The following is a 22911-nucleotide window of genomic DNA, read 5'->3' on the forward strand; positions in this document are numbered from 1 at the left end:
GGGCGCAGGCCCCGAGCTCGCGCTCACAGCAGCGCCACGTGCTCGACCGGCACGCCGCAGCGGCGCGCCGCCTCGACCTCGAAGCGGACCCAGCGCGACAGCCGGCTGTGCGGCGTGGCCACGTAGAGCACGCGGTCGGCCGAGCGCACCCACTCGACGATCGTGCGCTGCGCCGAGGTCGACCAGCGCTGCGGATAGTCGAGGAACACGAACTCGTCGCAGGCCCGCAAGCGCTCGAGGCACGCGCGCGACAGCGGCAGGTCGCGGACCGCGTAGCTGATGAACGTGCGCCGGCGGTCGAACCGGCGGAGCGGGTTAGGCATGGTGCGTCAGCGCCAGGGCGACGAGGACGACCACGCCGACGAGGAAGTAGAACAGCTGCGACGTGTTGAGCAGGCTCGACAGCACCGAGCCGACGGCGTCCTTCTCGAGCCCGAGCGGCGACACCGAATTGCCGAGCCCGCGGGCCAGGCGAGCCCGCCCGAGCGCCGCCGCGATCCCGCGCCGGGTCTTGCGCTGGTAGTAGAAGTTCTGCGCGTCGGCCAGCCAGAAGAACGCCAGCAGCGCCAGAGCCACCACCGCGCACTCGATGAAGCGGATGTCCTTGTCGGCCATCCACACCACCAGCGCCGCGCACAGGGCCACGCACAGCTTCTTCAGCTCGAGGCACTTGCCGGCGAACTGCAGCGTCGCAGCGTGCAGTTGGTCGACCTCCTTCCAGGCCACTTGCTCCTCGAAGCGCCGCCGCTCGGCGGCATTCTCCACGGCGCGGGACGGCTCGGGCTTCATCGGCGAGGCGATCGAGTCTGCCGCCTGCGCCGCGCGAACACCAGCAGCGGCAGCGCCCACGCCAGCGACTCCCGCTCGCGCGAGATCGCGCAGCCCTCGGCCGGCTCGGCCATCACCACGCAGTCACCGTCGGGGCACTCGGCGGGCAGCAGGTCCGCACCTGTCTCTTCGCGCAGCCAGGTGAGGATCGGGTACGGCACCCCGTAGACGCTGTCGCCGGTGCCGCACGGGCGCACCCCGCGGGACGTCACCCCGGCCAGGCGGTACGCGCCGCTCGACAGGCGCACGAACGCCGGCCCGCCCGAGTCGCCGCCGCACGCGTCCTGGCCCTCGCCGCCGGCCCGGAACTCGCGCCGGCTCTTGCTGAACGTGTCGATCGGCGTGGTCATGATCCGCTTGTGGCCGACGTCGTCGGTGGTCTGCAGCGGGTCGTCCTCGGCGTCGCGCACGGTGCCGAAACCGACCACGTGGATCTCGTCGCCCACGTGCATCGTCTCGTCCCACTCTTCTTGCGTGGTGAGCGGCGGGATGATCTCCACCCCGTAGACGTCCTGGGCCAGGATCACGTAGCCGAAGTCCCACGCGTCCGACTTGCAGTCCTCGACGCACGCAGTGGGGTAGAGGCCGTAGCGCTCGACCGCGGCCACGCGGCGCGCGTCCTTGGTGTAGATCGAGTCGCCGAACACCACCGCCATCTCGCTGAGCTTGGGCTCGTGCGACAGGCAGTGTGCGGCGGTCAGCACCACCCGCGGGGCCACCAGCGTGCCGGTGCACAGGCTCGCGGTCGAGACCGTCTCCTGGCTGAGGATCGCCACCACCGAGGTCCACTCCAGGGCCGGCACCTCCTCGCCGCCGACGATCGGCACCGGCCGCGGCGCCCCCGCGCCGAGCGGCAGTCCGCACAGGACGGAGAGCAGCGCCGCGGTCCCGAATGCGAGCATGGCCGCCAGCATATCACTGCAACATCGTCCGCGCCCGCTCGCCGACGTCCGGGTTCCGCCCGGCCCCTTGCGGGCGGCCCCGCCCGCGGGTAGTAGCCTTCACTCCAAGGAGCGTCCCATGACCGTCGCCGTCGGCAGCCCCGCCCCCAACTTCGACCTCTTCGACAACGCCAAGCAGCGCGTCAGCCTCGCCGCCCAGAGCGGCAAGACCGTGGTCCTCGCGTTCTTCCCGGCCGCCTTCACCGCCGTCTGCGAGAAGGAGCTGTGCTCCTTCCGCGACTCGCTGGCGGCCCTCAACGGCCTCAATGCGACCGTGTTCGGCGTCTCGGTCGACGCGCCGTTTTCCAACAAGGCCTTCGCCGAGAAGAACGGCCTCAATTTCCCGCTGCTGTCCGACTACGCCCGCGAGGCCGTGCGCGCCTACGGCGTCGCCCACGACGACTTCGCCGGCATGCCCGGCTACACCGCCGCCAAGCGCTCGGTGTTCGTGATCGATCCCCAGGGCGTCGTCCGCTACGCGTGGGTCGCGCCCAACCCGGGCGTCGAGCCCAACTACGACGAGGTCAAGGCCGCCGTCGGCCAGCTCGGCGCCGCCTCCTGAGCCGCCCGCCCGCGCAACGCCGGCCGGCCGTCGCGCTGAGGCGACGCGCGAGCAGCCCCTCGCGAGCGCTGACCACCACGTCACCGCGAGCCGACGAGCCGCGCCCACCCGTGCTCCCATCCGCGCGCGAGCGGCCCTCGCAGCGGCTTACCGGCCCGTAACGCGGCCGGCCGTCACCCGCGAGCCGGCGAGCGCTCCCCCGTTCGCTACCGCATGTCCTTTCAAGCATGTCCGAAGCGCCATGCCTCTTCGGACATGCCCCTGTCGTCCCCCGACGACGTGGGCGGCGACCCGACCCGCGTCGGCGCATGCGCGCGACCACACGCGACCCTCGCGCCAGCCGACCTGGCGCTCGGAGTAAAGTGCCCGGGATGAGCGCCCGTCCCGTCGCAGCCCGGCCGCGCGCACCGCTGCCCGCCGGGTCGCCCCCGCGCGTCGCGTCGCGCCCCCCTCTCGCGCCCGACGGGGCCATCCCCTCGCGCGCTCCACGGCCGACGGCGATCCCCTCGCCCCCGCGTCCCTGCGCCTGGCTGCTCGCCGCCGTCGCGCTCGCGCCCGCCTGCTTCAGCGACGGCGGCTACCACCCGGCCGGCGCCACCGCGCTCACCACCGACGACGCCGGCACGAGCACCACCACCACCACGAGCACCACCACCACCGACACCACCGGCCCCGAAGCGCCCGCCACCACGACCACCGGCGAGCCCGCGCCGGTGTGCGGCGACGGCATCGTCGACCCCGACACCGAGGCCTGCGACGACGGCAACGCCGACGACGGCGACCCCTGCCTCGGCACCTGCGTCGCGGCCAGCTGCGGCGACGGCGTCGTCTGGCTCGGCGTCGAGGACTGCGACCTGGGCGCGGGCAACCACCCGATCGCGCCCGACACCTGCCGCCCCACGTGCAAGCTGCCCGCCTGCGGCGACGGCGGCCTCTACGTCGGCCCGCTCGGCCCCGACCTCGAGCTCCCCACCGGCGAGGAGGCGATCGACGGCGGAGACGACGCTCCGCGCATGATCGGCGCCGCGGCCGACGGCAGCTTCGTCGTCACCTGGCACCTCACCGGCTTCCTCGCCAAGGTCCAGGCCCGCCGGGTCGACGCCGCCGGCCTGCCGCTCGGCGAGGTCGTCCTGCTGCTCGAGCAGCCGTTCCTGCAGGCCCGCGACTCCGTGATCGCAGTCGCGCCGAACGGCGACTACGCGGTCGCGTGGCAGACCCTCCTCGAGGAGCAGCAGCTGTTCGCCCGCGGCGTCGCTGCCGACGAGCCTGCCTCCGCCTTCAAGCTCACCGGTGCCATTGCTACCTCGCCTGCGGTGGGCCTCGATCCGGCAGGCGCCCTGATCGCCGCCTGGCGCGCCGGCGGCGGCAAGCAGATCTACCTGCGCCGCTTCCCGCTGCTCACCGACCCGGACAGCCCGCCCGAGCAGGCGATCAGCGACCACCCGGAGGGCGCAGTCGGCTCGCCGACGATCGCGGTGCACGAGGACGGCAGCTTCGTGGTGGCCTGGAGCGACCCCGACGGCGCGATCGTCTACCGCCGCGTCACCCCCGACCTGGTCGCCGCTCCCCCCGTCAGCACGGGCTTGTTCGTCGGCGGCGGCACCAACGGCAACGCCCGTCCGTGGACCGGCGCGGTCCTGCAGCCGGACGGCGCCGCGGTGATCGCCGGCCGCGACGCCGACGGCCTCCTCGTGCTGCAGCGCTTCGACGCCGCGGACGTCGCCGGCCTCCGCGTCCAGGTCGACGACGTCGCCGCCCTCCACGTCCCGTTCGTCGACCTCGCCGGCGACGCGTGGGGCCACCTCGCGGTCGCCTGGTCGACCTGCGGGGCCCCTGGCGACGACGCCTCGACCTGCGCCGACCTGGCGTCGATCTCCTGGTTCCGTCGCTTCCGCGCCGACCTGACCCCGCACGAACCCGCCGTCGAGGTCACCACCCGCGACGGCATGCCCCGCCCGCTGTCGCTCGCGGTCGCCCCCACCGGCGCCGCCGCAGTGGCCCGCGTCCAGGGCGACAAGGTCCTTTTGAACATGTCCCCGGTGCAATGTCCTGAATGACATTGCTCCAAAGACATGCTCCGAGAGACATAAGCGCACGGATTCGGGCGCCGCCGGCCGCAGCCGATCCGCTCGCCGCCGTTCGTCGGAACCGGGGCCGTCCGACCTCGCCGCCCCCCGGTGCGGCCCGGCCGGGCGAGCGGAGGCACACGCCGGGCCGCCCGCGACGGCCGCCGGCCCGGAGTTAAACTCGCGCGTATGTCGTCCCGGGCGATCGGAGCGCTGGTGCTGACCTCGGCCGTCGCGGCCTGCTTCAGCGACGGCGGCCTGCACACCAGCGGCCCCGCCACCCACACGACCTCGACCACCACCTCGACGACCGGCAGCACCACCGCCGAGCCGACCGGCGGCGAGCCGACCACCACCGCCTCGACCTCGACCACCAGCGCGCCCGAGCCGGTCTGCGGCGACGGCCAGCTCGACCCCGGCGAGCAGTGCGACGACGGCAACGACGACGACGGCGACGCCTGCCGCAGCGACTGTCAGCCGGCGACCTGCGGCGACGGCGTCGTCCAGCGCGGCGTCGAAGAGTGCGACGACGGCCCGAACAACCACCCGAGCGAGCCGGGTGCCTGTCGGCCCGACTGTCACGAGCCCGCCTGCGGCGACGGTGCGCTCTACGTCGGCCCGCTCGGCGATCCGGTGATCGCGGCCAGCGATCCCAGCGCCGAGCAGAGCGACGACGTCCCGCGGGCGATCGGCGTCGACGCCTCGGGCACCTTTTCCGTGGCCTGGCGGATCAACGCCCTCGCCGATCGCCTCGACGTCCAGACAGTCGCCGCCGACGGCACCCTCGTCGCTCCCCCGCTCGACCTCGTCGACCCGCCGGTCCCGCTCCTGCGCGACCCGGTGATCGCGGTCGCGCCGAACGGCGACCTCGCGCTCGCGTGGGAGACCCCGGCCAACAACGGCGACATCATCGTTCGCGGCGTCGTCGCCGGCGTCGCCGAGCCCGGCCTCAACGCCCTCGTCGGCAAGAACCCCAACCAGCAGTCCCCCGCGATCGCGCTCGACGACACCGGCCGGCTCACCCTCGCCTACGTCGGCGTCGCCCTGCCCAACCTCTCGCAGATCCTCGTCCGCCGGCTCGCCAACTTCGACCCCGACTCGCCGAGCGAGTTCATCGTCAGCGAGCACGCCACCGGCATCCCCACGCCGCCCACGGTCGCGACCTGGCCCGACGGCGCCTTCGTGGTCGCCTGGGGCGATCCCGCCGGCGCGATCGTCTATCGCCGCTTCGACGTCGAGGGCACTCCCGGGCCGACGATCACCAGCGGCCTCGTCACCGGCGGGATCGCCCTCGCCGACAGCGCCAACCCGTGGAGCGGCCTCACCGTGACACCCGATCTGCGAGTCGTGCTCGGCGGTGTCGGTATTGACGGTCGCGTCTCTCTGCAGACCTTCGACGTCGCCGACGTCCCCCAGGCGATCGTGCCCGTCGCCGACGCGCCGCGGATGCACGCTCCCTTCGTCGACCTCGGCAGCGACGCGTGGGGCAACCTCGCGGTCGCCTGGGCCGAGTGCGGCGACTACGACGCTCCGATCGCCCAGGACTGCAGCGCGCAGGCCTCCGACCTGCGCCTGCGGTGGTTCCGCGCCGACCTCACGCCGCACGGCGCAGTCACCGACGTCTACGGCACCATGCTCGGCCCTCCGCCGGCGCTCGGCCTCGCAGTCGCGCCCTCGGGGATCACCGGCGTCACCTACGTCGCCAGCGGCGAGGTCGTCGTTCGCGTCGCCGGGCTGCAGTGTCCGGCCCCGTGATACCGTCGCGGCTTCACGCCTCTCGATGCACGCGGGCCGTCACTATCCCCTCAAGCACGTCATCCTGTGGACCCGGCGCGAGACCGTCGCCTTCGCCGTCATCGCCGCCGTCCCCACCATCCTTTACGCCACCGGGGCAAGTGCGAGCGGATCAAGAACTTCCCGTACCCGCGCCAGTTCGCCACCTTGAACCTGCTGTTCGTGTGGCTGTTCATCGCCCTGGTCCCGCTCGGCCTGCTGCAGGAGTTCTCGAAGCTCGGCGACGGCTTCGTGTGGCTGACGATCCCCGCCGGCGTGATCGTCGCGTGGGTGTTCCACACGATGGACAAGATCGGCGAGAGCACCGAGAACCCGTTCGAGGGCGGGCCCAACGACGTGCCGATCACCGCGATCGCCCGCGCCATCGAGGTCGACCTGCGCGAGATGCTGGGCCAGAAGGACCTCCCGCCGCTGCTCCAGCCGCGCGGCGAGATCTTGATGTAATTTTGATAATGCGCGGACCTGTCCCGAAGGACCTATCTTCACACCAGCAGGTCGGGGTCGTCGGGGTAGAGCCGCGCGGCGATGGCGGCGGCCCGGGTCGACTCGCGCGGCAGCTCGAACACCATCACCTGATGGTCGCTGACCGCGATCGACCACACCAGGCGCTCGTCCCCGCAATAGGTGCGAAGTAGCGCGTCGGGCTCGCGGCCGGCCAGCGCCTCGGCGAAGTTCGGGCCCATGGTCAGCGCCAGCCGCTCGAGCAGATAGGCCTGGACGGTCGGCCAGGTGCCCTTGTAGCCGCGCTCGGCCGCGTCGAGCAGGCGCGCGTCGGTGGTCCCGAGCGCCAGCGCCAGGCGCTCACGGAAGCCCTCCGGCGCGTCGGCCGGCGGCGGCGTCACGACCTCCACGTCGATCGGCACCTCGAGCTCGCTGTCCGCCTGAGCCAGCCGGCGCAGCAAGATCGGCGCGGACGGGGTGCGATCGCGACGCGAGGGGGGTTTGACTTCGATCGGTTCCATGGGCGCTTCTCCGGTCCGCGGTGAGAGACCCGCGCGACACATGTCCATGCAATGATCCATTTCCTCGTGCGAGCAATGGCCAAACGGCGCGATCGCGCGAGCCGGCGCGCCCCCGCGCCCGCGCGATCGCGCTCGAACGGCCGCAATCGGCGTTCCGAGGCACCTGGCGGCCAGGTGCGGCCTGCGCACGCAGACGCGCCGGTGTGACGGGTCGCGCCGTGAGCGCCGCGGATCGAGACCGCGGAGCCCAGGTCACACCCATCACATTCGGCGCGAATCAGCGGACCCTGTGCGACGTTTCTCCGCTCCCCCTCGGCGCCTCACAGCCGGCGACGCGGCTTGTCGCGGCGCAACCGCGGTCCGGAGGCCCGGCGAGCCAGCTCGTCCATGAAGTGGGTGTCGTCGAGGTCCGGCACGCGGGTGCGGATCTGGGACATCAGCTCCTCGACGTCGGGCTTGTCACAGCCGCGGTGGAGCTCGTCGACCAGGCTGAGCAGGAGCCGCTCGGAGCGTGCGCGGTCGGCTTCGATGCGGCGCCGCAGCACCGACCCGCGCACCACCAGGCCGATCACGACCGCCAGCGCGAGGCCCAGCACCCAGGCGATGATCTGGCTGATCTGGATGCCCTTGTGCAGCATGTGGTCGAGGCGGCCCCAGATCGACTCCTCGAGCTGGCCGAGGTCGCGCCTCACCTCGAGCTCGGCCAGCGCGTCGGCGGCGCCGAGCACCAACTGCTTGCTCGCCTCGCGCGAGACGATGCCGATCACCGGCACGAGCTCGTCGCGCACCGCCTCGCGCAGGGCCGGGGCCAGGTCCGCGCGCACCACCTTCTTCAGCCCCGGACCCACGTCCTGCTCGAGCACGTGGCGCAGCGCCGGCCCGAGGTCGTCCTGCAGGCCCTTGCCGGCCGACTGCGTCAGCGCAGTCACCGTCGTGCGCGTGAGGTCGTCGACCATCGCGCTGGCCTCGCGGCGCGTCTTCGGCGACAGCGCGGTGTCGAGGGTCTGGCGCACCGTCGCGGCCAGCGCCGGGCTGATGTCCTCCTTCAGGCCCTTGCCCGCCGCCTTGGTGATCGCCTCGAGGTAGCGCGTGCTCATGTCGCGCAGCGCGGTCTGCCGCTGCTCGTCGGTGAGCCCGTCGAGCGCGCCCCCGACCAGCGACGCCGTCAGCTCTTTGCTGGCCGCCTGGATCTGCGGGTCGTGCAGCAGCTTCTGGATCCGCGCCTGCGACTCGGGGTCCTCGAGGAAGGACAGTGTCTCGTCGAACGTCGCCGGTACCGCTTTGCGGACCACCCCCTCGGCGGTGATACACCCCGGAGCGACTGAGAAGAGGAGAGCGATCAGAGAGACGCCGCGCAGGTCGATGAGTCGCATGTCAGAGCCTTGTGACGAGTCGCCGCGCTGGCCAGCGCGCCATTGTACGCACCCCAGGTACGCGCGAGCCCGCGGGCTGGAAATCACCACAGATCGAACGGCAATCGCCGCGATCGAACCACCGCGACCAGGGCACTCGCCCCCGTAGCGATCGCGTTCCAGGGCGCTTCGGCGGAGGACGCGCGGGCATTTCACCGTCACCGCTTGACTCTGCTCGCACCTCGATCACGGTTGCGGAGGGAGCCGCAAGGCCCCGAGGAATGGAGGTCCACCGTGCTTTACTGGTCCATCGTCTTCTTCATCGTCGCCCTCGTCGCCGCCGTCTTCGGCTTCGGTGGCATCGCGGCCGAGAGCGCCTACATCGCCAAGATCCTGGCTTTCATCGGTCTCATCCTCGCCGTCGTCACCTTCGTGATGCGGCGCTGAGCGACACCTGCCAACTTCCAACCTGTCCTGCGGGACAGCTCGCTCCGTTCGTCCCGCGGAGCTCGAGCTGTCCCGCAGGGCACTTCCCCGCGGGGCCGCGCACGCGCACGGCCCCGCTCGTGCTTTCGGGCGCGCCCGAGCCCGCCGGGCGCGGCCTTCGCTCACGCCCCGGCCACGGCACAGGTCGGTGCGGACGCCGCGGCGGTCGAGCTCGCCTCAACGCCGCGTCCGCCCGCTCCGCCGCGAATCACATGTCCCGAGGGACATGCGCGCTTCACGGCCCGACCGGGTAGCGGCTGGCGATGGCGATCCGGTTCCACAGGCTCATCTGGATCGCCAGCCACTCGACCGCGGCGATCTCCTCCGAAGACAGCAGCGCAGCGGCCTCGGCGTAGACGGTCTCGGGGATCTGGTCGTGAGCGACCAGGGTGACGGCCTCGGTCAGCTCGAGCGCCGCGCGCTCCTTGTCGGTGAAGTACTGCGTCTCGCGCCAGGCCGGCAGCACGCTGATGCGGTCGCTGGACTCGCCGGCGGCCAGTGCGTCGCGGGTGTGCATGCGCACGCAGAAGGCGCAGTGGTTGACCTGCGACGCGCGCAGGCGCAGCAGGTGGGAAAAGCCGTCGGCCAGGCCGGCCGCCCTGGCGCGCTGCGTCACCTGCCCGTCGAGGGACACCACCGCCCGGTACAGCTCGGGGGCGACCTTGCCGAGGTTGACGCGGTCGTCCTGGTTCACTTCCCGCCGCCCTTGGCCTCGAGCTTGGCCCACGAGTCGCGCAGGCCGATCGTGCGGTTGACGACCAGGCGCTCGTCGGTGCTGTCGCGGTCGACGCAGAAGTAGGCCAGGCGCTCGAACTGCACGCGGGTGCCGGTGGGCGCCGCGGCCATGCTCGGCTCGACCTTGGCGCCCTGGACCACCTCGAGCGACTTCGGGTTGAGGTTGTCGAGGAACGTCTTGCCCTCGGGCGCCTCGTTCGGGTCCTCGGTCATGAACAGGCGGTCGTACAGGCGCGCCTCGACCGGCAGCGCGTGCGCGGCCGAGACCCAGTGGATCGTGCCCTTGACCTTGCGACTCGCGTTCGCCCCGCCCGGGCGCGACGCGGCGTCGAGCGTGCAGCGCAGCTCGATGATCTCGCCCTGCGCGTCCTTCACCACCTCGTCGCAGCGGACGATGCCGACGTGGCGCAGCCGCACCTCGGCGCCCGGGCTCAGGCGGAACCAGCCCTTGACCGCCTGCTCCTTGAAGTCCTCGCGCTCGATGAACAGCTCGCGGCCGATCGGCACCGGCCGGGTCCCGCGCGCCGGGTCGTCGGCGAAGTACGGCGCGTCGATCCACTCGACCTCGCCCGCGGCCCAGTTCGTCAGCGTCACCTTCAGCGGGTAGAGCACGCCCATCACCCGCGGGCTGGTCGCGTTGAGGTGCTCGCGCAGCGCGTGCTCGAGCAGCGTCACGTCGATCAGGCCGTTGCGCTTCGACACCCCGACGCGCTCGCACAGGTTGCGGATCGCCTCCGGCGTGTAGCCGCGGCGGCGCAGCCCCGCGAGCGTCGGCATGCGCGGGTCGTCCCAGCCCGACACGATGCCCTCCAGCACCATCTGCTTGAGCTTGCGCTTGCCGAGCAGGGTGTAGCTGAGGTTGAGCTTGGCGAACTCGATCTGCTCCGGGTCGCCGGGCACCGTCAGCTGGGCGAGGATCCAGTCGTACAGCGGGCGGTGGTCCTCGAACTCCAGCGTGCACAGCGAGTGGGTGATCCGCTCGAGCGCGTCGGAGATGCAGTGCGCGTAGTCGTACATCGGGTAGACGCACCACGCGTCGCCCGTGCGGTGGTGGTGCGCCTTCTTGATGCGGTAGATCGGCGGGTCCCGCATGTTGATGTTGCCGTGCTCGACGTCGATCTTGGCGCGCAGCACGTGCTCGCCCTCCTCGAACTCGCCGGCGCGCATGCGGCGGAACAGGTCGAGGTTCTCCTCGACGCTGCGGTCGCGGTACGGGCTCGCGGTGCCCTTCTTGTAGAAGTTGCCGCGGTAGGCCTTGATCTCCTCCGCCGTGAGGCTGTCGACGAACGCCTTGCCGGCGCGGATCAGGTCCTCGGCGAAGTCGTACAGCCGCTGGAAGTAGTCCGACGCGAAGTACTTGTGCTCGCCCCAGTCGAAGCCGAGCCAGCGGATGTCCTCCTGGATCGACTCGACGAACTCGACGTCTTCGGTGGCCGGGTTGGTGTCGTCGAAGCGGAGGTGGCAGCGGCCGCCGAACTCGGCGGCCATGCCGAAGTTGAGGCAGATCGACTTGGCGTGGCCGATGTGGAGGTAGCCGTTGGGCTCGGGCGGGAAGCGGGTGCACACGCGTCCCTCGCGCCGGCCCTGGGCGACGTCCTGGGTGATCCGCTCGCGGATGAAGTTCGAAGGTCCATCGTCGACGGGCGGCTGGCTCTCGCTGGTCATGGCGACGAGATCCGTACTCCAGATGGGCCCGCAGGGTCAAACGGCGGCCCGCGGCGGCTTTGTGGCGGGAAATTTGCCCCGCCCGCGCGGCCCGTGTTTCCCTCGCCCCCGTGAGCCCCGGATCTCCGCGCTGGACCGCCGTTCGGGCCTTCCTCGGCCGCCACGCCTACGTCGCCCTGGCGGCCGGTGCGCTGCTCGTGCTCACCCGCACCGTCGACTTCGCCCCGCCGCCGCTCGTCCGCCCCGACCCGTCCGCCCACGGCGGCGCCGGCGAGCCGGTCGCCGTCCAGGAGTTCTCGCCCGAGCTGCGCAACCCCCGGGTCGTCCAGCTCCGCCTGGTCCTGCGCCGCTACGACGACCCCGCCCTGCCGGTCAAGGCCGACGACCACGCCCTCGACGACCGCGGCGACGTGCTGTCGTCCCCGCTCGTCACCGCAGTCGTCGGCACCGAGGCCGCCGTCGACCAGAAAGTCGCGCTCGAGGGCGGCGACCTGCAGGTCCGCCTCGGCCTGCGCGCGACCCCGCGGCTCACCCTCGGCGGCGCGACCACGCTCGAACACACCCTCGAGATCCACAGCGAACGCACCGGCTGGCGCGGCCACCCCGAGATCCCGGTGTTCATCGCCGGCGGCACGATCGGCGACCTCGACGGCCGCGGCCAGCGCTGGGTGTTCACCGTCGACGGCCACCTGTTCAGCCTCGACCTCGAAGCCGTGCGGCCCGCAGGCCCGGTCTGACCGCCGGCCGACTCGCGCCTACCTGCCCGATCCACCATGCCCTCAAGGACATGTCCTAAAGGGCATGTCTCTTCAGACATGCCCCCTGAGCCCGGTCCATCCGCGCCGGTACGGGTCGGCACCGCGCGGCAGCGGCGCCTCTGACCATTCCTTCGACTCGGGCCAGACCCCGCACCGACGCCCGGCAGCGTCCGCCGAGCCCTCAGCGCCGATACGGATCGGTCACCCGGGCCAGCAGCGTCGCCTCGAACGTCCGCAGCGCGATCATCGTCCGCCGCAGCTCGGCGAACACGTGCGCCAGGTCGGGGGCCTCGGGGTACAGCACCTCTTCCCACAGGTCGTCGCTGCGGTCGAACACCCCGGGGCGGAACAGCGCCGCGTAGAACGGCGCCGGCGACAGGCCGAGCCCGAGCAGGACCAGGCGCTCGCGCTCGTCGAGCCGGCGGAACAGCAGCAGCCACTCCCACAGCGCGCGCCGGGACTCGCCGATCGCGCGGTCGTAGGCGTCGCAGCGGGCCCGCCGGCCCCACGGCGTCTCCGGGGCCAGCGGGTTGTCCCAGTACGACAGCGGGGTCGCCAGCGCGTGACGGACCACGCGTGCCTGTCGGGCCAGCTCGCCGAGCCCGCGGCTCAGGTGCGCGGTGCTGGGGTGGTCGTCGCCCTCGCTGAGGGCCTGCAGCTCGCGCAGCCGGGCGTCGCGCTGGCGCTCCCGGGACCACCAGCGCGCCGCTGCCGCGGCAGTGACCCCTGCGCCGACCGTGATCGCCCAGCTCACTGCAGTCAATGTGACCGATGCCGGGCCCCCGCTCAAGGCCGTCCGCGGGCGCACATTCGCCCACGACATGCCTCTCGAGACATGTACTGACATTGCCCCGCGCGCCTCGCGTGCGCCCGCTGTCGTGATTCACCGCCGCCATTCGTCAGCCTGCGCTCGGACGCCCGGACTCCGACGCGACCCGAGCGCCCGCGAGCCTGTCCACCCGCGACCCCACCCTCGCTCTGGCTCCTGGAGGAGACTCTCCACCCCGCGACCTCCGCGTGAGGCGACCCCTCGCGCCTCGGACTTCCGCTGACGAGCCGCTGCGGCGAGGCACCCCTGCACCGACGAGGGACGACGCGAAGGCGAAGGGCTCGGTGATCGCGTCCGGATGTCCCGGAGTCTCCTCCCCGCGACGAGGAAAGACCCTGGACGAACTGCTCGGTGCTCGCCTCCCGTCCGCATCAACCTCTTGGACGCTCGCGCCACGCCTGCGCCCCATGCCGCGACGTCACCTCTCGCGAGCTCCAGCTTCACGCCAGACCGGCGCATCACCTCCGCAGGCTCCAGCCTCGCGACAAGTTGCCGCTACAAGCTCCAGCCCCTCGCGCCCGAGGGCCCCCTTGAACAAGTTGCCGCTACAAGCTCCAGCCGCCATTTTTTCTTAACTGCGGCACCTCGCGGCTGCTGGAAAAAACTGGAGCGCCACGCCGCTGCCTCTACCGAGTTGCGCCGCGACGCTGCACAGACCTATGTCGTGACCCGCGCGGACGGTCGACCGCGGACAGCAGACAGTTGGCTCCACTCGGCGCGAGACAAACGTGAGGCACACCGCTTGCGACGCTGGTACCGTGCGAACTCTGGATGACTGCGAACTCCGACGTTCGTCCCTTCCTCGACCTCCACGGGGCCGAGTTCTCGCGTGACCCACACGGCGTGCTCCGGGCCGCGCGCGAGCATAGCTGGTGCGCGGACACGGCCCTGGGCCCGGCGATCCTGCGCTACCACGAGGTCCAGGCCACGCTGGCCCAGCGCACGCTGCGGACCCCCGGACCTGACTTTTTGGCCATGCAGGGGATCCACGACGGCCCGCTGGTCGAGATCATGTCCGGCTTCCTTCTCAACACCGACGGCGCCGCGCACGATCGCCTGCGCCGGTTGATCAGCCGCGCCTTCACGGTCCGCCGCGTCGAGGCAGTGCGCCCGCGGATCGTCGCCATCGCCGAGGAGCTCACCGCCGCGCTGGTCGCCAAGGACCGCTGCGACCTCGTGGGCGAGTTCGCCGACCCGTTCGCCCGCCGCGTGCTGTGTGCATTCGTCGGCATCCCCGCCGACGCCCAGGCCCGCGTGCGCCGCTGGACCGCCGACCTCGGCCTGTTGTTCGGCCTCAGCGTCGCCACCCACCGGGCCCAGATCGAGGCATCGATGCTCGAGCTGCGCGCCTTCATCGACGACCTAATCGCGCTGCGCCGCCGCGACCCGCTCGACGACCTCCTCAGCGAGCTGGTGGCGGCCCAGGCCCACGGCGACGCCCTCACCGACCTCGAGCTGCGGGCGATGATCGTCACGTTCATGTCGGCCGGCAGCGACACCGTGCTCAACCAGCTCGGCCACGCGTTCGCGGCCTTCCTCGCCCACCCCGAGCAGTGGCGCCTGCTCGCCCAGGACCCGACGCTGGCAGCGCCCGCCGCCGAGGAGGTGGTCCGATTCTCGCCGGCCTCGCTGCTCGGGGTGCCGCGGATCGCCACCGCCGACGTCGAGGTCGCCGGCCACGTGTTCCCGCGCGGCAGCTTCCTCCTCCCGATCACCGGCTCCGCCAACCGCGACGCGCTGGTGTTCGCTGATGCCGATCGCTTCGACATCACCCGCAAGCGCGACATCCACCTCACCTTCGGCGGCGGGATCCACTACTGCCTGGGCGCCGCGCTGGCCCGCGTGCAGCTGCAGATCACCCTGCCGATGCTGGCCGCCCGCCTCGGCGAGCTCCACCCCGACGGCCCGATCCCCTGGCTCCCGCCGACCGAGGCCGTCTACGGCCCGCTGCGCGTGCCCGTGGGCTACCGCGCTCGCGCCTGAGACCGGGTCTACACGAGCTCCGCGCCGTGAGCTCGCGTGGCCTGCTCTACAGGCGTGTCCCCGCCCCCGCTCGCAGCCGCGTTCGACATGACCTTTCAGCCATGTCGCAGGCTTGGGCATGCAACGCGTCGCATCACGAGCGTTGCGAGACGCGGCAGCGCCGCTCGTCTTCCGCGCGACCTCCGCTCCCCTCCCGACATTCGCATGACATGACCCTTCGGCCATGTCTTCGAGCCCGGACCGTCGGGTCCGCATCGCGAGCACCCTCGACACGCGACCGCCTCCACGCGGGCGCCCGCCCTCGAGCCCGCTGAGCCGCCCTGGCGAGCCCGGCGGTGAGGACTGCCGGATCGCCGACCGGCCGCTCGCTCCTGTGCCCCGAGGGCCCGCGCGTCCGCTCGTCCGGCTGTACGTGCATTGGAACTTCGGGACATATGCGCATACCCCTGCCCCGCACCGGGGCCGACCGGCGCGACCGGCGGACCGCGAGCATTCGAGCGCGCCGCGGCGGCGACCGGCGCGAGCCCGGTTTCGCCCGCCACGGGCCGCCGTCGCGGCGATTGGGGCGATAGGGCGGTTCAAGCTCGAGTTCGCTGTATTGGTGCCAGTCGTGGCTCCGGGTCATAAGCCATCCGACCCTTTGGCGCGCCTCGGTCGCGACCGACCGGCGCGGCGCCAGGTTCAAGGAGATCCGCCATGCTCGCACGTTCATGTCTGACCTTGCTGCTCTGCTGCACCTCGACCCTCGCGGCGGCGAAGGAGCCCGCGCAGGTCGCGGCCACGCAGGCTCCCATCGCGCGTCCGCTGGCGGCGCGCAATGTGGAGCCCGCGAATCAACCGGGGCTCATCTCGCCCGGCAAGGAGCCGGATATCGTCCCGCCCGACTACAAGCGCGACTGGAAGACCGAGCAGCGCTTCCTGCAGGCCGGCACCGGCACCTCGTGGGTGCTGGCCGGCCTCGGCACCGTCGGCATGGCCGTCCCGCTCGCCATGCTCAATCGCTGCAACAACGCGTCCGACGCCGGTGCGATGGTCGATTGCAGCCAGGAGCGGCGCACCGCCGGCATCATGGCCCCGATCCTCGGCGTCCTCACCGTCGCTGCGCTCGTCCCCGCCGTGATGTTCACCCGCCGCCTGGTCAAGCACGACAACAAGAAGCCGGGCAAGCAGCGCACCGCCTTCGGCGTCAACGCCGGCGGGCTGCAGCTGCAGTTCTGAACGACCCGCGAGCGGCGCCCGACCGCTGACGCGGCCTCGCAGCTCGGCCGGGCCGCGCAAGCGTCCCGGCCCGACCGCGGACATGAACCTCGACGAGCGCGACGGCCGGCGCTGCCGTCGGCCTCGCTAGCCCCCGAGCGCTCGCGCGCGCCCGGCTCGCGGCGTATCCTCGCGGCCATGCCCGCCCGCCTGCGCGCCGCCGGTCCCGCCGACGCCGCCGACATCCACCGCCTGATCGTCGACCTCGCCACCTACGAGCGCGAACCGGACGCCGTGGAGGTCACCGTCGACACGCTGCGCGACCAGCTCGCCAGCGAGCGCCCGCCCTTCGAGTGCCTGCTCGCCGAGGACGGCGGCGGCGCGGTGGTCGGCTTCGCCCTCTACTTCCACAACTACTCGACCTGGCGCGGCCGCCCCGGCCTCTACCTCGAGGACCTGTTCGTCGACCCGAGCGCGCGCGGCCGCGGGATCGGCAAGCAGCTGCTCGAGCGCCTGGCCCAGCTCGCCGTCGAGCGCGGCTGCGCCCGCATGGACTGGGCCGTGCTCGACTGGAACGCCCCCGCGATCGCCTTCTACGAGTCGCTCGGCGCCCGGGCCGTGGCGGACTGGACCATCTTCCGCCTCACCGGACCTGCTCTTTTGAACCTGTCCGAATCGACATGAACAATCGTTCATATCGATGATCCTCGTCGCCCCGGCCGCGGCCGGGAGCCCGGGCGGTCGATTCGAGAGCGCCCGAGCGGCGATGCGCGTGGTTTCGCCCCCACCAGGCGTCCGGGTCGCGGGCGAGCCTCGCTAGCGGACCGCCCCGCGACTATCTTCGCAGCATGCCGTCGGTCACCAGCCTCCTCGCCGGGTTGCTGCTCGCCGCGACGTCCGACAGGCAGGTCCTGGCGGCGCGGGGCGACCGGACCTGCGCTTCGCACTCCAACGGGTTGTTGTACTGCTGGGGCGGGAAGACCTTCGCCAGCGCCGATTGGCTGCCGGAAGCGCAACAGCCGGGTCGCCTGGAGCTGCTGGCCGGCGACACGCAGCACTGCCTGATCGACCGCGACCATCACCTCGGCTGCGGTCACGCGGGCGTCTATCCGCCGGCGCTGCTCCGCGACACGAACACCCGGGCCAGGGCGGTCGCGTTCGACCGCCGTCACGGCTGCCGCGTCGACATGGACGGCGGCGTGTCTTGCTGGCGCTGGTCGAACGGCCTTTACCGGGGCTGCGCCCGGTGGGCAGCCATGACGCCATTCCCGTCCCGGTCGAGGACGCGGTCGCGCTCGCCGCCTTCACGGCCGTCCCGCTCGCGGATGAACGCTCGACCTTCTGCGCGCTGCGAGGCGGCGGCGCCGTGGATTGTTGGACGCTGGGCAGCCCGTCTCGGCGGCTCGCCGTCACCCGCGTCGCTGCCGACGTCGTCGAGCTGGCCGGAGGGCGTTACTTCTGCGGCCGCGCGTCGGGTGGCGCCGTGACGTGCTGGAACGGTGCGCAGGAGCTGTGCGCGAGCGGGTCGCCGCCGAAGCCGGTGGCCGTGACGCTGACGGAGGCCGCCGTCGATATCGAAGCCGGTGAGACCCTCGCCTGCGCCCGTGGAGTCACCGGGAGCGTGGCGTGTTGGCCCCTGCAATCCGGACACTCCGATTTCGCCGTCGCTGCCCCCGTGGGCGGACCCGCCGCAGTCGCGCTCGCGGTGGGCGGTTCGCACGCTTGCCTGCGCGACCGGTCGGACGGCGTGTGGTGCTGGGGTGCGGCGACGAACGACCAGCTCCTCGATCGTGATTATCTCGACGAGGTCGCCGAGCCCTCGCGCATCGAGGGCATCCGCGACGCGGTGGCCCTGGCCGGCACCCCGACCCGGGTCTGCGCCTTGCTCGCCGATCGCCGCGTCGCTTGCTGGGGAGCCGCGAACGCGCCCGGAGAACCGCCGACATGGAGCTCCGTGCCGCGCTCGATCGGCGGGCTCACGGACGCGGTGGCTGTATTCACGACGGGAGAGCAAGAGCTGTGCGCCCGCCGCTCGAACCATCGCGTCGCCTGCTGGGGTGCGACCGCCGGGTTACGGCACGCCCGCGACGCACAGCCGGAGCCGCAGGACCCCTGGACCGCCGCGTCGTGCCAGGTCGATCTCCGAGGTCAGGTGTGGTGCGACGGCGCGAACCACCGCGGTCAGCGAGGATGCTCGCACCGCGACGATAGCCCGCCCGCCCCGACCGCCGTATGCGACCTGGGCGAACCGGCCGTCGAAGTCGCGCGCGGACGGTCGCACGCGTGTGCCTTGCACCCGAGCGGGCACGTCTCTTGTTGGGGCGACAACCGTTGGTTTCAATTGGGACAGGCGACGGCTCCGATGCCGGCGTCGTCCGAGCTCCCGGAGGACCCGTGGTACGCCCCGACGGCGCTGCGGGTGCCGGAGATCGAAGACGCGACGCAGATCCTCGCGGCCGGCGACTACACCTGCGCATTACACCGGAGCGGCGAGGTGAGCTGCTGGGGCGCCAATTCGACGGGCCAATGCGGACAAGGCTCGGGCGAGCCGCAGCCCGAGCCCGTGCGGGTCGAATTGCCGCCGCGCGGGCTACACGCCTCCCGGTGAGCGAGCGGCAACCTGCGCTTTCAGACCTGTCCCGCGCGACATGACCTTTCGGTCATTGTCGTGACATCACAGGCGCGACAGCTGGCCGACGCGGGCGACCAGCGACTGGCTGCCCATCACCACCAGGCGGCCGGCGGTGGCCAGCGCGTCGGCGATGTTCGGGTCGCCGGTGACGAGGCTCTTGAAGTCGGCGCTGTCGATCGCCAGCTCGCACTGGGCGCCGGGCCAGTAGCCGGCCCACACGCCCGTTTTGGTGCGAGTGACCTCGACCCACCATTCGCCGCCGCCGGGGCCGGAGATCCGGAATTGGTAGGTCCCGCCGATCTCGGCCGCGCCCGCCGGATTACGGCGGAGGGCCGCCGGCAGGTCCTCGTTGAAAAAGCGCTGGACGTTCATCCGCGGGTGCCAGCGGCCACGCTGCCACGCTGTTCTGCTGGAGTCAACGTTCCGCGCTGCAGCCGCCGGTATCGCAGGAGCGCCGCTCGTGGGACGCCTTATCGGCCGCCGCCGCCGCCGCCGAGTACGTCAGCGCCCGGCCGTAGAACCATTGGTAGTACCCTGGCGCACTACGACGTATCGCGCGCTACCGCGCGATATGCGATATCCGTCGAAGCGTCGCAAAATCGGACCCCGCGCGCACGCCAATGACAGGTCGCGCGGTGCGGCGCGCGATGCGTGGCGCACCAGGAGGCCGCGGAAGCCGCTCGCGTCGCCGGCGAGGCCTGCTCCGCCCGCGCCGTCCGAGGCGCGTCCTGAAGCGCGACACGAGCGGCTCGGGCCCGCGTCGTCGCGCGCCCCGAGCTGCATCAGCGGCTCGCGCAGCTCGTGACCTCACCCCGCGTCCCCCGATGCGCGCCCCGATACGCTGCACGACCCGCTCGCGCAGCGCGTGACTCAGCCCGCGCTAACGATGCGCGCCCCGATGCCCTGCACGACCCGCTCGCGCAGCGCGTGACTCAGCCCGCGCCACCGATGCGCGCCCCGATGCGCTGCACGACCTGCTCGCGCAGCTCGTGACCTGGGCCCGCGTCGTCCTACGCGCGCTGCGACGAGTCGCACGACCCGCGCGCAGCTCGTGACTCGCCCGTCCGAGGCGCTGCGCGAGCGGCTCGCGCAGCTCCGTCAGTAGCGCGCCTTGGACAGCTGCACGAGCGTCTCGCGCAGCGTCTCGCGGGTGTGGCGCTCGCGCTTGAGCCCGCCGTCGTGGCCGCCGAGCAGGATCTCGAGCGCCCGGCGGGCCACCTGCTCCTCTTGCGGAGCGAGCGGGTTGTCGGCCCGGCGGTCGTCGGCGAGCAGCTCGAGCATGCGCTGGATCCCGCGGGCCACCACGCCCTTCTGCTGGCGATAGTAATCGTCGCGCAGGCGGTAGAAGTAGTCGGCGAAGATCTCGGCGTAGGCCGGCTCCTCGTCGGGGTGGCTCAGCGCCCACGCGCCGATCCGCGACAGCAGGTCGGTGCGGAAGTGCGGGCCCGCCTTCGGGTCCATCGTCTTCTCGAGGCCCTGCATGAACTTCTCGTCGGGGTCGCGCAGGTTGCCGGTGACGGGGTCGAACATCTTCTCGCGCTTGACCGCGTGCTTGACGTGGACCACGTACTTCTTGAAGACCTCGAGGTAGCGGGCCTCGTCGACCAGGCCCATCGCCTCGCGGACCTCCCAGTCGGACGCGCTGAGCCAGTAGTTCCAGGCCGCGGCGGTGATGCTGCCCTCGCCGTCGAGCAGGTGGAACCCGCTCGCCGCCTTCGGCAGCAGCATCCAGCGGTGGTTGAGCGCGTCGCCCATGAACTTGCGCAGCTCCTTGAACAGCCGCGGCACGGTGACGCAGGTGGTGCCCGGCTCGCTGGCGGCCGCCAGCAGCACGCGCTTGAGGTCGCGGACCGAGGCGCCGAAGCTGCCCTCGTAGTCGCCGAGCAGGTGCTCGGCCCCCTCGGCGCGCACGACCGCCTGGGGGAACCGCTCCAGATGCATCTGCGGGACCGCCAGCAGCAGCTCGCGGGCCTCGTCGCTGGTGAGGCCGGCGGGCACGCGGCCGTAGGCGTAGAGGTCGGCCTTGTCGAGCGGCCCGAGGCGCGACAGCACCGCCTGCAGCTTGGGCGAGTACTCGGCCGCGTTGGGCGGGCGCAGCCGCGTCATCACGCCCCACAGCGCGAGGATCCGCGGCACGTGCGGGGCGATGTGGATGCCGCGCAGCACGTCGCCGACCTGCTCCTGATAGACCTTGCGCTCGACCCGGTAGTCGAGCAGGTACGGCACCGGGATCAGCTCCAGACGCCCGCGCAGGCTCTGGTACTCGCCCGAGCGCAGCGCGCGGAACTCGAGGAGGTTGAGGTCGTTGGCCGAGCCGCCGAACACCACGTCGAGCGCCAGCACCACGTGCTCGAGCGCGACCTGGCCCGACTCGGTGGCCGTCAGCAGGTACTTGTAGTGCTCGTACGGCCGCTTCAGCAGGTCGCTGAAGTTGATGAGCCCGCGGTTGGCGTCGACCAGGTCGCCCTGACAGGCGAACAGCACCTGCCCGCCGACGGCCGGCGGCAAGCTGGCGTAGGCGCGGTCGCCGGTGACCGGGAAGCTGCGCGCGTCGGCGGTCTGCTTCGGCTCGACGGTGACGAGCCCGCTGCGGTACTGCCGGCTGAGGAACAGCCGCTCGACCTGCACGTGCTGGTACACCTTGCGCAGGTCGCCCTGGTAGATGTTGAGCAGGGCGTCGAAGATCCGCCGGTTGCGCTGCGACAGGTCGCCGCGCAGCGCCGTCTCGCTGACGACGAAGTGCTCGAGCCGAGCGTCCTTCGGCTCACGGGCCTGGGCCCCCTGCAGCTGCGACTGCAGCAGCGCCGCCCGCTCCGCCATCGGGATCAGGTAGAGCGGCGGGTCCTTGTTCTCGTCGCTCAGCTTGGCGTCGATCGCCTCGGCGCCGAGCTTGGCGAACGTCGCCTCGCCGATCCCCGAGCTCCACGGCCCGCTGCCGAACCCGATCCCCCCGCTCTTCGAGCTCTTGCTGGGGAACACCCACGAGAACCGGTACAGCGCCCCGCCGTCGGTCTCGGAGTAGTCCTCGAGCGCGCGCATCACCGCGTCGAGGAAGGTCGTCTTGGCCGAGCCGTTGGGCCCGTGCAGCAAGAGCAGCTTGTTGACGCGGCCGATCCGGACGAAGCTGTCGAGCGCCTCGTAGAAGGCGTTCTGAGCCGGTTCCTGGCCGACCAGGCGGCCCGAGCCGCCGTCGAACTCGCAGTCGAACAGCTTGAAGCGCGCGACCTTGCCGCTGGGGATCCGTACGTCCCGACGGCCGTAGAATTCGAAGCAGTCGCGCAGGTACTGGGCTGCGTTGCGGGCGTGGACGTGCGGCTGATCGCACAGCAGCTCGAACCACTCCTCGAAGCTGAGCACCCGCCGGGTGCTCTCGAACTCCTGGGCGACCGCGGCCGCCAGCGCCTCGATCCTCGTCTTGGCGCTCACTGGCTCGTCCATCGCTGCCTCCGTTCGTCGCCGCTTCGCGACGAGAAGCCCCATGGTAATCGAGCTCGCCGCGCTCGGCAAAAAGCCGGGGCGTCAGGGGGCGCGAGGCCGACCCCGCGAACAATGTTCGCGGGGGCGCGCGCTACTTCACGGCGACCTTGAAGTCGACCTTCTGGGTGACCGGCGAGCAGGCCTCGTCCTGGCACACGGCGAACTTGAACTCGCCCGTGAACGCCTTGTCTCCGGCCGAAGTCGGCGTGAACTTCACGGCGAATTCCGCGCTCTTCTCGTCGAGCTTGGCGGCGTCGGCCTTGGCCAGGTCGGCCTTCGCCAGGGTGACGCCCTCGGGCGCCGACAGCGCGAGCTTGGTCGGGAAGTCGAGGTTGATGTGCCAGGGGCCCTGCGGCACGGCCGCGACGGTGATCACGCCCTCACGGCCGACGGCGGCGTCGGCGGGCGGCGTGATGCGGAGGGCGAAGCGGTCGTCGCCGGGGCCGTCGACGAGCTTGACCTTGTCGCCGGCCGGGGCGGCGTCGGCGGTCTTGGCCGGTTCGGCCGGCTTCGGGGCCTCGGCGACCGGCTTGACCTCGGGGCTCTTGGCATCGGGACCCGCCGGCTTCTTCTGGTCGCCTCCGCAGGCGGCAGCGAGACCGAGCACCAGCAGCGCGTAACGCGGCGAACGAATGGTCATGGCG

At 72.0% G+C, this 22911-nt stretch carries 22 protein-coding genes; 11 read left to right on the forward strand and 11 right to left on the reverse strand.

Features of this window, described 5'->3' with window-relative positions; translation table 11 throughout:
• Positions 1–23 precede the first annotated feature (23 nt).
• The 3 genes from OV090_RS15095 to OV090_RS15105 are packed head-to-tail and all read right to left on the reverse strand — an operon-like array spanning position 24 to position 1730.
• Positions 24–323, reverse strand: coding sequence for a TIR domain-containing protein (locus OV090_RS15095; RefSeq protein ID WP_267704334.1), 300 nt, complete (start codon positions 321–323; stop codon positions 24–26).
• Positions 316–789, reverse strand: coding sequence for a hypothetical protein (locus OV090_RS15100; RefSeq protein ID WP_267704335.1), 474 nt, complete (start codon positions 787–789; stop codon positions 316–318). The genes OV090_RS15095 and OV090_RS15100 overlap by 8 nt, the downstream gene beginning before the upstream one ends.
• Positions 786–1730, reverse strand: coding sequence for a trypsin-like serine protease (locus OV090_RS15105; protein WP_267704336.1), 945 nt, complete (start codon positions 1728–1730; stop codon positions 786–788). The genes OV090_RS15100 and OV090_RS15105 overlap by 4 nt, the downstream gene beginning before the upstream one ends.
• 118 nt (positions 1731–1848) lie before the next feature.
• Here OV090_RS15105 and OV090_RS15110 point away from each other — a divergent pair, with 118 nt between their 5' ends.
• The 4 genes from OV090_RS15110 (at position 1849) to OV090_RS15125 (ending at position 6635) form a co-directional block, all read left to right on the forward strand.
• A complete protein-coding gene (locus tag OV090_RS15110; RefSeq protein ID WP_267704337.1) occupies positions 1849–2331 on the forward strand; it encodes a peroxiredoxin in 483 nt (160 codons plus the stop codon).
• 371 nt (positions 2332–2702) lie between these two features.
• Entirely contained in the window at positions 2703–4388 is a 1686-nt protein-coding gene (locus OV090_RS15115) for a hypothetical protein (protein ID WP_267704338.1), read from the forward strand.
• 198 nt (positions 4389–4586) lie between these two features.
• The gene (locus OV090_RS15120; protein WP_267704339.1) at positions 4587–6152 is read left to right on the forward strand and encodes a DUF4215 domain-containing protein; all 1566 of its coding nucleotides are present in this window, start codon (positions 4587–4589) and stop codon (positions 6150–6152) included.
• A gap of 66 nt (positions 6153–6218) precedes the next feature.
• On the forward strand, positions 6219–6635 hold the full coding sequence (locus tag OV090_RS15125; protein WP_267704340.1) for a bestrophin family ion channel: 417 nt from the start codon (positions 6219–6221) through the stop codon (positions 6633–6635).
• 38 nt (positions 6636–6673) lie between these two features.
• Here the strand turns inward: OV090_RS15125 and OV090_RS15130 are convergent, their stop codons facing one another.
• Positions 6674–7153, reverse strand: a complete 480-nt coding sequence (locus OV090_RS15130) for a hypothetical protein (protein ID WP_267704341.1) — start codon at positions 7151–7153, stop codon at positions 6674–6676.
• Between the two features lie 320 nt (positions 7154–7473).
• Positions 7474–8526 carry a hypothetical protein gene (locus OV090_RS15135; protein ID WP_267704342.1) on the reverse strand — a complete coding sequence of 351 codons (1053 nt, stop codon included), beginning with the start codon at positions 8524–8526 and terminating at the stop codon, positions 7474–7476.
• Positions 8527–8799: 273 nt separating this feature from the next.
• Between OV090_RS15135 and OV090_RS15140 the strand changes: the two genes are divergently transcribed.
• On the forward strand, positions 8800–8952 hold the full coding sequence (locus tag OV090_RS15140; RefSeq protein WP_267704343.1) for a DUF1328 domain-containing protein: 153 nt from the start codon (positions 8800–8802) through the stop codon (positions 8950–8952).
• 274 nt (positions 8953–9226) lie between these two features.
• Here OV090_RS15140 and OV090_RS15145 read toward each other — a convergent pair whose 3' ends face one another.
• Positions 9227–9685: a carboxymuconolactone decarboxylase family protein gene (locus tag OV090_RS15145; protein WP_267704344.1), complete on the reverse strand. Its 459-nt coding sequence runs from the start codon at positions 9683–9685 to the stop codon at positions 9227–9229.
• Positions 9682–11391 carry a glutamine--tRNA ligase/YqeY domain fusion protein gene (locus OV090_RS15150; RefSeq protein ID WP_267704345.1) on the reverse strand — a complete coding sequence of 570 codons (1710 nt, stop codon included), beginning with the start codon at positions 11389–11391 and terminating at the stop codon, positions 9682–9684. The genes OV090_RS15145 and OV090_RS15150 overlap by 4 nt, the downstream gene beginning before the upstream one ends.
• 110 nt (positions 11392–11501) lie before the next feature.
• Here OV090_RS15150 and OV090_RS15155 point away from each other — a divergent pair, with 110 nt between their 5' ends.
• Positions 11502–12128 carry a hypothetical protein gene (locus OV090_RS15155; protein WP_267704346.1) on the forward strand — a complete coding sequence of 209 codons (627 nt, stop codon included), beginning with the start codon at positions 11502–11504 and terminating at the stop codon, positions 12126–12128.
• Positions 12129–12330: 202 nt separating this feature from the next.
• On the opposite strand, the gene OV090_RS15160 is transcribed toward OV090_RS15155, so the two are convergent.
• On the reverse strand, positions 12331–12903 hold the full coding sequence (locus OV090_RS15160) for a hypothetical protein (RefSeq protein ID WP_267704347.1): 573 nt from the start codon (positions 12901–12903) through the stop codon (positions 12331–12333).
• Between the two features lie 846 nt (positions 12904–13749).
• On the opposite strand from OV090_RS15160, the gene OV090_RS15165 reads away from it, so the two are divergent.
• The 5 genes from OV090_RS15165 to OV090_RS15185 all read left to right on the forward strand — a co-directional run bounded on the left by OV090_RS15165 (position 13750) and on the right by OV090_RS15185 (position 18766).
• On the forward strand, positions 13750–14961 hold the full coding sequence (locus OV090_RS15165; protein ID WP_267704348.1) for a cytochrome P450: 1212 nt from the start codon (positions 13750–13752) through the stop codon (positions 14959–14961).
• Between the two features lie 696 nt (positions 14962–15657).
• The gene (locus OV090_RS15170; protein WP_267704349.1) at positions 15658–16179 is read left to right on the forward strand and encodes a hypothetical protein; all 522 of its coding nucleotides are present in this window, start codon (positions 15658–15660) and stop codon (positions 16177–16179) included.
• Between the two features lie 165 nt (positions 16180–16344).
• The gene (locus tag OV090_RS15175) at positions 16345–16842 is read left to right on the forward strand and encodes a GNAT family N-acetyltransferase (protein ID WP_267707117.1); all 498 of its coding nucleotides are present in this window, start codon (positions 16345–16347) and stop codon (positions 16840–16842) included.
• Positions 16843–17006: 164 nt separating this feature from the next.
• Positions 17007–17645, forward strand: a complete 639-nt coding sequence (locus tag OV090_RS15180) for a hypothetical protein (protein WP_267704350.1) — start codon at positions 17007–17009, stop codon at positions 17643–17645.
• A gap of 188 nt (positions 17646–17833) precedes the next feature.
• Positions 17834–18766 carry a hypothetical protein gene (locus tag OV090_RS15185; protein ID WP_267704351.1) on the forward strand — a complete coding sequence of 311 codons (933 nt, stop codon included), beginning with the start codon at positions 17834–17836 and terminating at the stop codon, positions 18764–18766.
• A 66-nt stretch (positions 18767–18832) separates the two neighbouring features.
• Here the strand turns inward: OV090_RS15185 and OV090_RS15190 are convergent, their stop codons facing one another.
• The 3 genes from OV090_RS15190 to OV090_RS15200 all read right to left on the reverse strand — a co-directional run bounded on the left by OV090_RS15190 (position 18833) and on the right by OV090_RS15200 (position 22907).
• A complete protein-coding gene (locus tag OV090_RS15190; RefSeq protein ID WP_267704352.1) occupies positions 18833–19162 on the reverse strand; it encodes an SCP2 sterol-binding domain-containing protein in 330 nt (109 codons plus the stop codon).
• 726 nt (positions 19163–19888) lie between these two features.
• On the reverse strand, positions 19889–22228 hold the full coding sequence (locus OV090_RS15195) for a serine protein kinase PrkA (protein ID WP_267704353.1): 2340 nt from the start codon (positions 22226–22228) through the stop codon (positions 19889–19891).
• A gap of 130 nt (positions 22229–22358) precedes the next feature.
• On the reverse strand, positions 22359–22907 hold the full coding sequence (locus tag OV090_RS15200; protein ID WP_267704354.1) for a hypothetical protein: 549 nt from the start codon (positions 22905–22907) through the stop codon (positions 22359–22361).
• Positions 22908–22911: the final 4 nt, after the last annotated feature.

It is taken from the genome of Nannocystis sp. RBIL2 (genome assembly GCF_026626745.1).
Lineage (GTDB): Bacteria > Myxococcota_A > Polyangia > Nannocystales > Nannocystaceae > Nannocystis.

What these genes read in the sequence shown, in the direction of transcription:
- OV090_RS15095 (WP_267704334.1), bottom strand. Translation starts at nt 323, where the DNA reads ATGCCTAACCCGCTCCGCCGGTTCGACCGCCGGCGCACGTTCATCAGC.
- OV090_RS15100 (WP_267704335.1), bottom strand. Translation starts at nt 789, where the DNA reads ATGAAGCCCGAGCCGTCCCGCGCCGTGGAGAATGCCGCCGAGCGGCGG.
- OV090_RS15105 (WP_267704336.1), bottom strand. Translation starts at nt 1,730, where the DNA reads ATGCTCGCATTCGGGACCGCGGCGCTGCTCTCCGTCCTGTGCGGACTG.
- OV090_RS15110 (WP_267704337.1), top strand. Translation starts at nt 1,849, where the DNA reads ATGACCGTCGCCGTCGGCAGCCCCGCCCCCAACTTCGACCTCTTCGAC.
- OV090_RS15115 (WP_267704338.1), top strand. Translation starts at nt 2,703, where the DNA reads ATGAGCGCCCGTCCCGTCGCAGCCCGGCCGCGCGCACCGCTGCCCGCC.
- OV090_RS15120 (WP_267704339.1), top strand. Translation starts at nt 4,587, where the DNA reads ATGTCGTCCCGGGCGATCGGAGCGCTGGTGCTGACCTCGGCCGTCGCG.
- OV090_RS15130 (WP_267704341.1), bottom strand. Translation starts at nt 7,153, where the DNA reads ATGGAACCGATCGAAGTCAAACCCCCCTCGCGTCGCGATCGCACCCCG.
- OV090_RS15135 (WP_267704342.1), bottom strand. Translation starts at nt 8,526, where the DNA reads ATGCGACTCATCGACCTGCGCGGCGTCTCTCTGATCGCTCTCCTCTTC.
- OV090_RS15150 (WP_267704345.1), bottom strand. Translation starts at nt 11,391, where the DNA reads ATGACCAGCGAGAGCCAGCCGCCCGTCGACGATGGACCTTCGAACTTC.
- OV090_RS15165 (WP_267704348.1), top strand. Translation starts at nt 13,750, where the DNA reads ATGACTGCGAACTCCGACGTTCGTCCCTTCCTCGACCTCCACGGGGCC.
- OV090_RS15170 (WP_267704349.1), top strand. Translation starts at nt 15,658, where the DNA reads ATGCTCGCACGTTCATGTCTGACCTTGCTGCTCTGCTGCACCTCGACC.
- OV090_RS15180 (WP_267704350.1), top strand. Translation starts at nt 17,007, where the DNA reads ATGCCGTCGGTCACCAGCCTCCTCGCCGGGTTGCTGCTCGCCGCGACG.
- OV090_RS15190 (WP_267704352.1), bottom strand. Translation starts at nt 19,162, where the DNA reads ATGAACGTCCAGCGCTTTTTCAACGAGGACCTGCCGGCGGCCCTCCGC.
- OV090_RS15195 (WP_267704353.1), bottom strand. Translation starts at nt 22,228, where the DNA reads ATGGACGAGCCAGTGAGCGCCAAGACGAGGATCGAGGCGCTGGCGGCC.
- OV090_RS15200 (WP_267704354.1), bottom strand. Translation starts at nt 22,907, where the DNA reads ATGACCATTCGTTCGCCGCGTTACGCGCTGCTGGTGCTCGGTCTCGCT.